At 68.5% G+C, this 12446-nt stretch carries 11 protein-coding genes and 2 pseudogenes; 6 read left to right on the forward strand and 7 right to left on the reverse strand.

Annotated elements, in window-relative coordinates; genetic code table 11:
- Positions 1-64: 64 nt before the first annotated feature.
- Positions 65-754, reverse strand: coding sequence for a hypothetical protein (locus tag OG568_RS48990; RefSeq protein WP_329529831.1), 690 nt, complete (start codon positions 752-754; stop codon positions 65-67).
- Positions 751-3369 carry a glycoside hydrolase domain-containing protein gene (locus tag OG568_RS48995; RefSeq protein ID WP_329529832.1) on the reverse strand — a complete coding sequence of 873 codons (2619 nt, stop codon included), beginning with the start codon at positions 3367-3369 and terminating at the stop codon, positions 751-753. Before OG568_RS48995 ends, OG568_RS48990 begins: the two co-directional genes overlap by 4 nt.
- 1224 nt (positions 3370-4593) lie before the next feature.
- Here OG568_RS48995 and OG568_RS49000 point away from each other — a divergent pair.
- Together OG568_RS49000 and OG568_RS49005 are read left to right on the forward strand one after the other, a co-directional pair.
- Positions 4594-4974: a winged helix-turn-helix transcriptional regulator gene (locus OG568_RS49000; RefSeq protein WP_329529833.1), complete on the forward strand. Its 381-nt coding sequence runs from the start codon at positions 4594-4596 to the stop codon at positions 4972-4974.
- A gap of 289 nt (positions 4975-5263) precedes the next feature.
- Positions 5264-5723, forward strand: a pseudogene (locus tag OG568_RS49005) (SRPBCC domain-containing protein).
- Between the two features lie 50 nt (positions 5724-5773).
- Here OG568_RS49005 and OG568_RS49010 read toward each other — a convergent pair.
- The 4 genes from OG568_RS49010 to OG568_RS49025 all read right to left on the reverse strand — a co-directional run bounded on the left by OG568_RS49010 (position 5774) and on the right by OG568_RS49025 (position 9318).
- Complete coding sequence (locus OG568_RS49010; RefSeq protein ID WP_266438650.1) at positions 5774-6829, reverse strand: LLM class flavin-dependent oxidoreductase; 1056 nt, start codon at positions 6827-6829, stop codon at positions 5774-5776.
- Positions 6829-7353 carry an SRPBCC family protein gene (locus tag OG568_RS49015; protein ID WP_329529834.1) on the reverse strand — a complete coding sequence of 175 codons (525 nt, stop codon included), beginning with the start codon at positions 7351-7353 and terminating at the stop codon, positions 6829-6831. Before OG568_RS49015 ends, OG568_RS49010 begins: the two co-directional genes overlap by 1 nt.
- Before the next feature lie 177 nt (positions 7354-7530).
- Positions 7531-8028, reverse strand: coding sequence for a winged helix-turn-helix transcriptional regulator (locus OG568_RS49020; RefSeq protein ID WP_266438656.1), 498 nt, complete (start codon positions 8026-8028; stop codon positions 7531-7533).
- Between the two features lie 270 nt (positions 8029-8298).
- Positions 8299-9318 carry an aldo/keto reductase gene (locus tag OG568_RS49025; RefSeq protein ID WP_329529835.1) on the reverse strand — a complete coding sequence of 340 codons (1020 nt, stop codon included), beginning with the start codon at positions 9316-9318 and terminating at the stop codon, positions 8299-8301.
- Between the two features lie 162 nt (positions 9319-9480).
- On the opposite strand from OG568_RS49025, the gene OG568_RS49030 reads away from it, so the two are divergent.
- From OG568_RS49030 to OG568_RS49040, 3 genes are all read left to right on the forward strand, one after another.
- Positions 9481-10089: a TetR/AcrR family transcriptional regulator gene (locus tag OG568_RS49030; RefSeq protein ID WP_329529836.1), complete on the forward strand. Its 609-nt coding sequence runs from the start codon at positions 9481-9483 to the stop codon at positions 10087-10089.
- A gap of 54 nt (positions 10090-10143) precedes the next feature.
- On the forward strand, positions 10144-10302 hold the full coding sequence (locus OG568_RS49035; protein WP_329529837.1) for a hypothetical protein: 159 nt from the start codon (positions 10144-10146) through the stop codon (positions 10300-10302).
- 784 nt (positions 10303-11086) lie between these two features.
- Entirely contained in the window at positions 11087-11590 is a 504-nt protein-coding gene (locus OG568_RS49040; protein ID WP_329529838.1) for a hypothetical protein, read from the forward strand.
- A 27-nt stretch (positions 11591-11617) separates the two neighbouring features.
- On the opposite strand, the gene OG568_RS49045 is transcribed toward OG568_RS49040, so the two are convergent.
- Positions 11618-12124: a cupin domain-containing protein gene (locus OG568_RS49045; protein WP_329529839.1), complete on the reverse strand. Its 507-nt coding sequence runs from the start codon at positions 12122-12124 to the stop codon at positions 11618-11620.
- A 140-nt stretch (positions 12125-12264) separates the two neighbouring features.
- Between OG568_RS49045 and OG568_RS49050 the strand changes: the two are divergent.
- Positions 12265-12387 (forward strand): annotated as a pseudogene (locus tag OG568_RS49050) (transcriptional regulator); the annotation flags it as partial.
- Positions 12388-12446: the final 59 nt, after the last annotated feature.

Here is a 12446-nt window from a genome sequence, read left to right on the forward strand (position 1 = left end):
TTCATGCCGGTCACCAGGCCTGGCTGGTGACCGGCAACTCCGAACGCCCGGCTGTTCAGCCGATTCAGGCGGTGGCCCGCTGACGGTCGGCGAGCCGCTTGGCCGCGGTGCGGCGGCTCTTCCCGAAGATGTCCTCAGGGGTGCCCGCGCCCTGTCCCGGCTTGTCGTCCCAGCCGTTGAACTTCCCAGCCACCTTCTTCAGCGTGGCGCTTCCGGGCGGAACGTCGATCTGGAAGTGCCCCTGCTTGGGCGATCTCCTGTCGTCGCCGCCCCAGCGCACCACACCTTCACACTCGGTCAGGATGTCCCGTACGACCGCGACCTCCTGGGGGAAGAGACGGTCCTCGGCACCGACCGGGTACATCTCCGGCCGGATCGAGATCGCCGTGCCGGACAGGTAGTTGGACTCGTAGTCCGCGGCGACTGATGTCTGCGTGGTGTGACCGTGGACGTCGTCCCTTCCGAGTGAGTCGACCTCGTAGTGGAAGCGTCGGGCCACGTACAGCAGCACGGCGGCGACATCGCCGTCGAGTGCCGTCAGCGACGCGGGGCTGCCCTCGATGCGGTGCTCGGCAGCTGACGGGACGACGGGCCAGCCGTTGGCACTCTTCCTCCCGGTCCAGTGGCGGACGTCGGCCGAGGGGGCGGCACTCGCACTCGGGACGCCGACGCCCCACAGAGTGAGCCCGCCCGCGAGGCCGAGGCCTGCGTTCAGGACAGTGCGGCGAGCCGGCCGGGTGCTGGGTTCCGTCATGATCGATTCTCCAAGGGGTGCGGTGGTCGTGGGGACTTCGCGTGGAGCGGCACGGCACGCCGGCGCCGGACAGTCGCGGTCACGGCCGCCCCCGCGCAGGCCAACGTCACACCCAGGAGGAGAACGACGGACGGATTGACGAAGAAAGGCACCATGTCGTACGACGCGTTGCATTTCTGCGTCAGTGGAAAAAATTGCTCTTTCGCGTGGGCGTACTTCGCGTCGTAACGCTGGTGGAGGATGACAGTGCATTCCTCTTCCTTGTCCAGCGAGAACATGTGCGAGGCGCCGTATCCGTACATCAGGACCATCAAGACGAATGAAATGCTTGCCGCGATGGCCCATCTCCGGGGCTTCATCGTGCCCTCCGTACTGCCCGTTACAGGCTCTTCAGTCCGTTCTTGGCCATGTAGGCGCGCATCTTGGCATTCTCGTTCCCCACAATACGCTGGATGGTGTCGGCGTATCCGTTGAGGTACGGGTTGAGCTTGTCGTCGGGCATATAGCCGGGAAGCATGGTGGCCACGCCCGCGAGTTTGCGGATGGCTGCCGTGCGGATGGCGTCCAGGACGTCGTCGCCGCCGACGTCGATGAGCATGGTGCGCGCAGTGTCCGCCACGTTCGCGACGCTGCCGCCGTGCCGCTTGGTGTAGTAGTCCTTGAAGCGGCTGAGGTGGCCGGTACCCCCCGATGAGAGCGCGGATCACCTCGTTGATTCTCGCTCCGTCCCGCACCGCCATGCCGACGAGGTAGCCGTCGACGTCCTCGATCAGGTCGTTGAAGGAGAAGGTCGAGTCGACATTGATCTTCGCGAGACGTTCGGTGCAGAACTCGTAACCGGACGCGTACTCGTCGGCGTTGTTGCGCCACTCCGCGTAGAACGTGGTCAGGTCGCCGCCCCAGCCCGCGAAGTCGCCGCGATTGGCGCCGGTGCCCGATCCCGCACCCTTGAGGTAGTAGCCGTTGGCGGTCGCTCCGAAGTGGTCGACGCCATACCTGGTGCCGTACGACGGGTCCTTGAAGGTGGTCACCCGCTTGGGGCCGTTCGCGGTCGCGTAGTCGATCCAGTCGCGGTCGACGTCGCCGATGAGTGTCTGCCAACCGGAGTAGAGATCCACGTAGTTGGGGTACCGCAGGAACTCCATGACACGCAGGCTCGGATTGCCCTTGTTGTACTGGACCGCGCAGGCGTACAGGTCGTCGATGTACTGGAGGTAGGCATCCGTCGGGGATTCGGTGCCGCCGACGCCGTCGGCGCCCACCCCCGGATCGGTCTTCGGATGGAGCACGTCGTTGTCGAGCGGGAAGCTGTCGCCGCCCGCCGCGAACGTGAACTCCTTGATCTGGGTGAAGGACCAGTTGCTCGGCATGGGGAATCCGAGATTTCCGGAGAAGCCCCAGGACATTCCCGAGACGAACGAAAACCGCGCATACGCCTCGTCGGTGACCCGGGAGCACACGTTGCGGGATCCGTAGACACCCGCGATGTACCGCTTCCCCTTGCTGGCGAGACCGGACTGCACGCCATTGAAATAGGGGACAATGTTGCTGGTGATTTCGGGGTCGGTCGCATCGTAGTCGACGGCGAAGTAAATCACCGTGCCTTTGTTGAAGCCGTTCGCGACGGCCTTCTCGTGGGCGAGCAGTCCGTGCTGGAAGCCCACGGTGTACTTGAAGTCACCGAGGGTCCTGGCACCGTACTGCCAGATCGGGAAGACCCTGAGGCCACCGGAGAATATGGCGTCCAGCTCGCCGGGGGCGATGGGCTTCTCCGTGTTGTACTGCGGCTCCTCGGCGAGGTACCGGCCGATGACACGGTATCCGGCGTCGTACAGGCTCTTCGACCGCGACGCCGAGATCCGTCTGCTGGTGTCGCACGCGCTGGCCGGCCGGTCCGGGTCGCCGGTCGACACCAGCAGCTGCGCCCAGGTCTGGTAGTCACCCGGGAAGACGCAGGCCGCGGAGAAGAGCTGCACGAAGACGCTGCTGGATCCCTGGGAGACGGGGTGGTCGCGCAAGCCCTGCTGGGTGGCGGGGCCGAAGTTGCCGGTGGCCGATCCCTCCGGGATGCCGAACTCGTACTGCAGGGCCTTCATCAGACCCGTCTGCACATCGCGGGTGCAGTGGCCGTCGGCGGGCATGACGAAGAACGTCGACTTGTTGATGTAGCGGCCGTTCAGCCACCGCTGGATCGAACGGACCTCTTCGGTGCCACCGGCCAGCAGGACGTACGCGTCCATGGTCAGCAGGGCTTTGAAGACCTTGGGCTGGATCGACCCGTTGTAACCACTCAGGCCGGCGTCGCTCATCAGCCCGGCGATCGAGACGCCCAGCGTGGAGTCGAAGTCACCGTCGATGCCCCCACCGTCGTAACCCTTGCAGTAGCAGGCGCACTGGGCGATTTTGATGATGTTCTTGTTGGTCTCGTTGGCGGGGACACCGCCGTGTGCGGTCAGCGCAGCCAGCGTACCGGCGCCAAAGCTGTCCGAGAGCGCCGTGATCCCCAGCTCGTGTTGCAGCGCCGGGTCAGCGAGTACATGGTCAGCCAGCCGGTCTTCCCGTCCTCGGGAGCACTGTTGTACCCGGCTACGCCGCTGTACGTCGCGTTGACCCATTTCTGGGCCTCAAGCACCATGGCATCCAATGCGGAATCCTTCTCTTTTGGGTGGCTTCCCGGATGCCGCCGGCGGGTCGCCGGCAGCAGGTGTCAAAGATGGGCCGGAGGGCGTCCTGCGAAGACATGGAAGTCAGTGAGGCGGCGGGTTTCGCCGCAGTGCGGGTGACTTCGGGCACGACGACCGTCCGGTGGTCATGACCGACCGCGCCTGCGGCTTCGTCGTGCGCGGAGTAGGCGCCATCGCGGGAAACTCCTGACTCCAGCACGTCGGTCCGCACTTGGACCAGGGTGTTGTAACCGAGGGGCGCGTGAATCGGATGAAGGCATGCGCAGGGGCCGACTCGGATGTCGTAGGGTGATCCACACACCCACCCGGAAGGCGTCACCGACAGCCATGAGTACGGGTCAGTGCACCCTGACACCGCCCTTGGAGGCCGCCACCGGCGTCATGTCTTTCTCCCCATGTCCGCGTCGGAGCATCCCCGGCGGCACCGGGGCGAACGGCATACAGACCGGCCCCGCGTACGCGCTGCCCCCTGGCCGACTCAGCAACGGGAACTGGTGACTCTGTCCTCACACAACTGCGTTTTCATCCGCTTGTTGGAGCGCCAGTGTCGCTATCGAGGATGGCGCAGGTCGAGTTGTCCGGCCCCGAGCCGCCGTCGCTGTAGATGGGAAAGGCGCCCTGACGACGGGTATCCGTCAACAGACGCACCGCGTTGCGGAGATGAGGCCCACACCGGCCGGCACAGCACACCGGGGGCGGTGGACTCGGCAGCGTACGCCGACGGCGCGTCAAGGAGCAACGCGGCACGGCTGAACACGGCCGGATCGGCATGGATCGCGACTTTGACGACGGCAGGCAAGTTTCCCCCACTTACGTGATCTGGTGTTCAAGAACGCCGGCGGGCACGCCGAGCCGATCAGCCGATTCCCGTGGCCATGTCCGCATGCCCATGATCAACACGGAGGAACGTACGTGACGGTGCGTTCGCGTGAGAAGGGTGTAGACCACGTGAGCCCGGTCATCGTCCGATTCTCATTGGCCGGTGGCCGACTCCACTCTCACAGGTGGCTGGGAGTGCCGAGTCCCATGACTGGATTCGCCCCGTGCCGGAACAGGGCGTGCTGGTCCGGTTCGACGACCTCGACCGACGCGGTCACAGCATGTGAGGCATCCATGGCCTGGGCGATTCCCCGGATCTCGTCAACTGGGAACCGTATGGTGACCAAGCAGTTCAGGGGCTCCCCCGAGGAAGCGGACTTCAGGCGCGCGGACTCTTTGGCGCGGGAGATCTTCTCGGACGTCGCCAACAACTGGGCGTTCCTGATCATCGAGTCCCTCGGCGAACGCACCCTGCGCTTCAGCGAGCTGCGGGACGAGATCGAGGGCATCAGTCACAAGATGCTCACCCAGAACCTGCGCATGCTGGAGCGCAACGGCCTGGTCGAGCGGAAGGTGCACCCCGTCGTGCCACCGCGGGTCGAGTACACCCTCACCAGGCCGGGCCAAGCCCTGCGAGCGACCGTCGACGGAATGTGCGCCTGGACCCACCAGTACCTCGGTCACATCGAGGCCTCCCGCCGCCGCTTCGGCGCCTGACGGGTGGAGCACTCGCGCGCGACGCCATCGGCCGGGCCTCACCCGGCGGTTCGTCGGACCGCTCCAGGCGCGGAAGCCGGGACCTGGCGGGCGAAAGGACGGGGGCGAGGCAAAGCGGGGCGGGGCGTCGGCCTTGGCCGCGCGGATGTGCTGCCCCGGCGGCGCGTACCGGGTCGTCCGGCTGGTGCCCGTGGTGGCCTCGTGCCGGGGCCCCTGCGGTCTCGGTGTGGTCCGGAGCCTGCCTGTCGAACAGCGCCGGGTCCGCCCCGGGAGTAGTACGTTGCCTCTCATGTACGCCACGCGAGTTTCGCGACGCGTGAAGGCAGCCCCGGCGGCCGTCTATCAGGCGTTGACCGACCCGGACGCGGTGGCAGCCTGGCGGGTGCCCGCCGGCATGACCAGCCGCGTCCACGAATGACCCTCGCGAAGGCGGCGCCTTCCGCATCTCGCTCAGCTACCAGGACACGGCCGTTTCAGGGAAGTCGGCCGCTCACACGGACACCTACCACGGCCGCTTCGCACGACTGGTTCCCGGCGAACTGGTGGTTGAGGTCTTCGAGTTCGAGACGTCCGAGGACGCGTTGCGCGGCACGATGACGATGACCACGTCGCTCACCCGGGTGGGCGACGCGACCGACGTCGTGATCGTGCATGAGGGCATTCCCGATGACGTACCCCGTGAGGACAACGAGTTGGGTACCCGTATGGCCCTGGACAACCTCGCCCGGCTGGTCGAGGGCAAGCGCTAGACCAGCGTGGCAGCCGCCGGTGGCTCAGGCTCCGGGCGCCGGCGGGCCGTTCATGCGGGGCTGCCCAGGTCGCGTACGAGGTCGAGCGCCCGCCCCAGTGTGGTGAGCCGGGCGTCGAGCGTCTCGCCCGCGGGGTAGAGGCGGACCGTGTCGACACCGGCGGCCTGCCAGACACGAAGGCGGTCACGCACCATGTCCTCGGTGCCGATCAGTGTCGTGGCGAGCACCATCTCGTCGGTGACCAGACCTGCCGCGCCGTCCCGGTCGCCGGCCTGCCAGCGCTCGTGCACCTCCGCGGCGGTCTCCGCCCAGCCCTGCCTGCTGTAGGCGTTGTTGTAGAAATTGGTCGTGGCGGACCCCATCCCGCCCAGGCTGAAGGCGAGTTCCTTCTTCCGGCCGGCCACCATCGTGCGCAGCGCGTCCTCGTCCTCGGCGAAGGCCACTTCGGCGCCCTGGCAGACGTCGAGGTCCGCGCGTGTGCGTCCGGCCGCCGCGAGCCCGGTGTCCAGGTGGTCGAAGTACGCCTCCTTGGCGCCCTCCGGCACAAAGCTCGTGCCCAGCCAGCCGTCCGCCACCTCCCCCGTGAGCCTGAGCATCTTCGGGGAGAGGGTGGCCAGATAGATGGGCAGGTCGTACTCGGCCCGTATCGACATCCGCATGGGTCTCGCGCCGGTGCCCGGCAGCGGAATGGTGAACTCCCGCCCCTCGTAGGCGATCTTCTCGCCCGCGACGGCCTGCCGGACGATCTCCACGGTCTCCCGCATCCGGGACAGCGGCCGCGCGAACGGCACGCCGTGCAGTCCCTCGATCACCTGAGGTCCGGACGGTCCCAGGCCGAGGAGGAAGCGCCCTTCGGAGATGTGGGAGAGGGTGAGGGCGGCACGGGCGATGGCGGCCGGGGTGCGTGTCGCGAGCTGGATGATCCCGGAGCCGAGCAGTATCCGCTCGGTCCGTGCCGCCAGGTAGCCCAGCGGAGAGGGCGCTTCGGCCCCCCAGGCCTCGGCCACCCAGCAGATGTCCATCCCGAGCTTTTCGGCTTCCACCACGAAGTCGACGCTCTCCCGCCAGTTCCCCGCCGACGCCTCGATCGTCGTCGATGTACGCATCACGCACCGGCCCCTTCCGCGCCTTCGGCCATCTTCCTGATCGCGTCGACCGTGCCGGCCATGCTCCGCTCGAACTCCCGCAGCCGTACGAACACGATCTTCTGCTCCTTCTCCGGCATCCGGTCGATCGCGAAGGAGAGCCCTGAGCGGCCGGGGCCCATCTGCATCCACTGGGTCAGCTCCGTGCCGCCGTCCGCCGCCTCCAGGCTGAACCGCCAGACGGAGCTGGGGTGTTCGGGATCGGCGACCGCCCAGGCGAACACCCGGTACGGCTCCCACTCGACGATGTAGGAGGTGGTTTCCCACTCCCCCAGCGCCTCGTGCCTGCTGCTGCCGACGAAACGGGCGCCGAGTGCGGGGCCGGCCGCCCCGTCGAGCCACTGGACCGACTGCAGCTCCACGCTCAGTGCCGGCATCAGCCGGATGTCCGAGACCAGCCTCCACACCTGCCGGGGCGGAGCGTCGATCCGTGTCCGCACCTCGACCGTCGGCTTGTCCGCATAGCGTGCGCCCGTCCACTCCATGGCTTCGCTCGGCCTCCCTCTGCATCCCTACCGGAAAACACCTTCAAGTGGGCCCTGACCTTGAGAGTTGCGTAGATAGACTCACCTGTCAAGGGAGATCCCCAAGCGCACGCCCGAGAGACGAGAGGACGAGGACGAGAGCCCGGGGGCCGGGGCGGGGGCGGGGGCGAGCCGTGCTCAGGCGGTGAAGCGCCGCCGGATGTCCGGCCGCTCGGCGAGATGCGCGGGATAGCCGGGCCCGAGGCGCGGGTGGGTGTCCTCCGCCGTCATGGGCTCCCCGCAGCCGGCGCAGACCACCTCGGCGGCGCTCTCGTGGCCGCAGCGGTCATGGTGAAAGACGACCGGCGGTCCCTGCTCACCGCTGAGCCAGCGGTTGCCCCAGGCGTTCATGGCGGCCAGTACGCCGAAGAAGTCGCGGCCCTTCTCGGTCAGCACGTAGTCGTAGCGCACCGGATCGCGCTGGTAGGCCCTCTTCTCCATGAGGCCCTCGTCGACCAGGCGCCGGAGCCGGTCGGTCAGGGTGTTGCGGGCGATCTTGAGCTCCTGCTGGAACTCGTCGAACCGTTTGATCCCGTAGAACGCCTCCCGCAGGACCAGCGGCGTCCACCAGTCGCCGAGCAGATCCATCGTGCGCGCGATGGAGCAGGGCCAGTTCGCAAAGGAAGTCCGCCTCATACCCTCAGCATACGAGGGTCTTACGACAGGACTCAGCAGTCCGGGGCGGACCTGCTCACCCACCAGCCCAAGGACGCCGTGGCCCTGGTCCGCGACGCCTCGGCCGCCGCCATCGGCGTCGCCCGGACCGCCCGCCCACTGCGCGCCCGGGATGCCCCGTGAAAAACCGCGGGGCCGCGCACGATCGCCCTCAGCCGGGCGAAGCGCCCGGCACCGCGTCCTTGGCCAGGCGGCGCGGAGCGCCGCAGCACATGGCGTCCGCGCGGGCGGTCAGCGGCGTCGCAGTGACGTATCGAGCAGGGAGGGCGGGGTGTCGTGCTTTTCGTGTGCGGCCAGGTCGGTGCCGGGGGCGACGATGGCGTCGATCGCGTCGAGTACGTCGGCGGAGAGCACGGTGTCCGCGGCGGCGAGCTGCGCGTGCAGGTGGTCCGTCGTGCGGGGGCCGATGATCGCGCTGGTCACGGCGGGGTGCGCGGTCACGAATCCGAGCGCGAGCTGGATCATGGTCAGGCCGGCCCCGTCGGCGACCTCGGCCAGTTGCTCGACGGCGTCGAGCCTGGCCCGGTTGGAGGGGATGGTGGTGTCGAAGCGCTGCGGCATGAACGTCGAGCGGCTGGTGGTGATGTCCCGGCCCTCGCGGATCGCGCCCGACAGCCAGCCCGAGGCCAGCGGGCTCCACACCAGCACACCGAGCCCGTACTCCTCGGTCACGGGCAGGATGTGGGTCTCGATCCCCCGCTGCAGGATCGAGTAGCTGGGCTGTTCGGTGGCGTAACGGCTCAGGTGATGCTCGCGGGCGGCCCACTGCGCCTGCACGAGGCGGTACGCGGGGAAGGTCGAGGAGCCGAAGTAGCGGATCTTTCCCGCGCGCTGCAGGTCGGTCAGAGCCGACAGCGTCTCCTCGTCGCTGGTGTTCGGGTCCCACCGGTGGATCTGGTAGAGATCGACGTGGTCGACGCCCAGGCGGCGCAGGCTGTTGTCCAGCTCGGTGACCAGCCAGCGGCGCGAGGCGCCCCGGTGGTTGCGCCCGTCCCCCATCGGCATGCCCGCCTTGGTGGCCAGCACGATGTCGTCGCGGCGGCCGGCGATGGCCTTGCCGACCATCTCTTCCGACTCGCCGCCGCTGTACATGTCGGCGGTGTCGATGACGTTGATCCCCGCCTCGAGGGCGGCGTCGACGACGGCGGTGACCTCGTCCTGGGTGGTGCGCCCGATCGCGCCGAAGTTCATCGCGCCGAGCGCGAGGGAGCTGACCTGCACACCGGTGCGGCCCAAGGTGCGGTACTGCATGAGCGTGTTCCTCCATTGCGGGTGAAGCGTGGCGGCAGGGCGCTGCGCGGCTTGGCTGCCGGCTCCCTGCTCTGACATCATGAGCAAACGGAACCTTGTTCCGGAAAGAACATACGGAACGTCGTTCCGTTTGACAAGCCCGACAGCGGAGAGGACGGCGCGGTGAACGACGGCAACGGGAGCGGGGGCGGCGACGGGGGCGCGGGGCAGGCAGCCCGGCCCCGGCGGGCGGACGCCCGGCGCAACAAGGAGACCCTGCTCGACGCGGCCGCCGCGGTCTTCGTCACATCGGGCGTGGAGGCGCCGGTACGCGACATCGCGGCCAGGGCCGGCGTCGGGACGGGCACGATCTACCGGCACTTCCCCACGCGAGCGGATCTCATCATCGCCGTCTACCGGCACCAGGTCGAGGCCTGCGCCGAGGCCGGCCCCGCCCTGCTGGCGACCTGCCCAACTCCCCATGCCGCACTGGGGCGGTGGATCAACCTCTTCGTCGATTTCCTGGTCACCAAGCACGGACTGGCTGCCGTGCTGCGGTCCGACGACGCCGGCTTCGACGCGCTGCACGCCTACTTCCTCGACCGGCTCGTGCCCGTGTGCGCCCAGCTGCTCGGCGCCGCAGCCGCCGCCGGCGAGATCCGCTCCGACGCGGACGCCTACGAGCTCATGCGCGGCGTCGGCAACCTCTGCATCGGCGCGGACAGCGATCCCCGCTACGACGCACGCCGGCTGGTCGAACTCCTCATCGCGGGACTGCGCCTGACGCGCTAGCCACCGCACGTACCGGAACGCCGTCCGGGGCGCCCATCGCGCTCATCCGGAACCATGTTCCGGGAGCCGGCCGGGTCGACAACTCCCCCCGCCGACGGCTCGGCGTACGCGGCCGGACACGCCGGTCCGGGCGTGGCGGGCCGCCAGACCGACGAGTTCGACACCCGCGGATCACCCCCGTACGGCAACCGGCCGCCGCCGCGGCCACTCTGACCGCGGCGGCGGCCGGATGGACCGTCACCGCCCCTATGGCGGCGCCCCCGTGAGCGCGACCGGCCCCAGCGGCTGCTACCACGAGGCCCTCGTCGGTCAGTTCCTTCTTGACCGTCGTGCTGGTGGTGGTGGTCGTGCTGTTCCTGGACAGCCCCGTGATCTCGCCGGCCTGATGGCCCTGATGGCCTGCCACGACCGTGGCCACGGTCCCGGTGTGCGGTGTCGCCGGGGTGGCGGCGAAAGCGCCGGAGGGTATCAACGCGCCTCCTGCCGCCAGAGCGGTCGAGGCGGCGAGCATCACAAGGCGCTGGGTGCGGGAAGTACGGGTCATGGGAATTCTCCTCCGTGAGAAATGATCAGGGTTTCCGAACAGTTCTGCCGATTCGCAGCCATTCGGTATTTCGGTGACGAGATGCATGTCCGGTAATTCGCACTGCGCGAGCAGTTCCGGAATGTGTGAGGGCCAGTTGCTGTTGAACGGGCCCGCATCTCTATCAGGCACCGGCAGACGAAGGAGTCATGCCCCTTAAACGCGTGGCAGGGAAACTCGGGACTTGACGGACCGCGGCAGCTGCGACGCGGATGTGCTCACCCGCCGAAAACCGGCGCGCAACCGTCTGTGACCAGGCGCCACGGCGGTGTCTCGGCCGCCGTCCGGCGGCGGTGGGCCGGGTATTAGCCTGGCAGTTCTGGGCTGGATCATCACCGGACATCTGACCGCCCGACGCCGGCGGAACACCCCCGCCACTGTCCGTCCGGGACAGACGAGAACGGAGCAGCCGACGTGAGCGACACCCGACCCAGTACCCGGAAAGGGGCCGCGGTACCGGCGGCCGATCTGCCCGAGCCGATACGCGGGCACCGGCGTCGCACGCTGAAGCTGCTCACCGTCTGCGCCGCCGGTCTCGTCCCGTGGACGGTCCTGCTGGCGGCGACGCTGCCGTCCGTGTACGAGGTCCGCCAATGGCGCGTGACGTGGGTCGGATTCGACGCCCTGCTCATGGTCGCGATGGCGTCCACGGCGCTTCTCGGCTGGCTGCGGCACCGCGCTGTCATCGTGGCGGGGACCACGACGGCGGTGCTGCTGATCTGCGACGCGTGGTTCGACGTGTCGCTCGCTTTCGGCACCTCGGGGGTGTGGCTGTCGGCGGTGCTCGCGGCGTGTGTCGAGCTGCCGCTGGCCTTCTACCTCATCCGCCGGGTGGCGGGGATGATCTCGTTGGCGCAGTGGCCCTCCGCCGGGGCCCCGGCCGGCAGCGGCACGCAGCCTGCCGCCCCGGACGCCTGACCGGCGCCGCGCGCCGGAACTGTCTGGTCAGACGTCCCCGGCCGGCAGCGCGTACAGCTGCGGAAGGTTGACCACGATCGCCTCCTGGGTGCTGCGGGCGATGACGACCACGGCCTCTTCGGCGGGGTCCGGGTTCTCCTCGCGGTGCGGCACGAACGGGGGGACGAAGATGTAGTCACCCGGAGAGGTGCGCAGGCGCACCTCCTGCGGCCGCGGTCCGCCGGCGTCGAGGAACACGAACTCGGGGTGTCCGCTCACCACGTAGATGGCGGTCTCGGATTCACCATGGTGATGGTCGGAGGAGGAGGTGGAGGGCGCGACGTGGGTCTGGCCCATCCACAGCTTTTCGGAGCCCACCGCCTTGCCGCTGACGGCGGCGAACCTGCGCATGCCTCCGGTCTGCGCGGTGTCGCCGTCGAGCGCGTCGGCGCGGATGTGATGCAGGCGGGTGCGCAGGGGGGTGGCCGAGTGCCCTGCGGCGTCGTGGAGATGGGGGTGGAAACCTTCGCCGGGGGTCGTCAGCGGCTCGCTCATGAATGGGGACGCTAAAGCGGTCCATAAAAGGATGTCAAGAGGTGTCCATTGGCCTTCACCTGCGGCAATGTTCCCGCAATGCAGGAGGGGAACCGGTGGAATCCCTCGCGCCGGGCAGCCGGCCGGACAGGCATGCGCGCATGCATATCTCCGCGAAGGCGGACTACGCCACGCGGACCCCGTTGGAGCTCGCCCGCGAACCTGCCCGTCCGCTCACCTGCGAGGCCATCACTTCCTCGCAGCAGATCCCGTTCCGGTTCGTCACCCACCCGTCACTGAAGCGACGGGCTCAAGAATTCGCTGAACTGCTGGGGACGCTTCG

This window comes from Streptomyces sp. NBC_01450, from assembly GCF_036227505.1.
Lineage (GTDB): Bacteria > Actinomycetota > Actinomycetes > Streptomycetales > Streptomycetaceae > Streptomyces.

Bases quoted from the DNA above. Each gene is read 5' to 3' on its own strand.
- OG568_RS48990 (WP_329529831.1), bottom strand. From the start codon at position 754: ATGACGGAACCCAGCACCCGGCCGGCTCGCCGCACTGTCCTGAACGCA.
- OG568_RS48995 (WP_329529832.1), bottom strand. From the start codon at position 3,369: ATGGGTCAACGCGACGTACAGCGGCGTAGCCGGGTACAACAGTGCTCC.
- OG568_RS49000 (WP_329529833.1), top strand. From the start codon at position 4,594: ATGGTGACCAAGCAGTTCAGGGGCTCCCCCGAGGAAGCGGACTTCAGG.
- OG568_RS49010 (WP_266438650.1), bottom strand. From the start codon at position 6,829: ATGCGTACATCGACGACGATCGAGGCGTCGGCGGGGAACTGGCGGGAG.
- OG568_RS49015 (WP_329529834.1), bottom strand. From the start codon at position 7,353: ATGGAGTGGACGGGCGCACGCTATGCGGACAAGCCGACGGTCGAGGTG.
- OG568_RS49020 (WP_266438656.1), bottom strand. From the start codon at position 8,028: ATGAGGCGGACTTCCTTTGCGAACTGGCCCTGCTCCATCGCGCGCACG.
- OG568_RS49025 (WP_329529835.1), bottom strand. From the start codon at position 9,318: ATGCAGTACCGCACCTTGGGCCGCACCGGTGTGCAGGTCAGCTCCCTC.
- OG568_RS49035 (WP_329529837.1), top strand. From the start codon at position 10,144: ATGTTCCGGGAGCCGGCCGGGTCGACAACTCCCCCCGCCGACGGCTCG.
- OG568_RS49045 (WP_329529839.1), bottom strand. From the start codon at position 12,124: ATGAGCGAGCCGCTGACGACCCCCGGCGAAGGTTTCCACCCCCATCTC.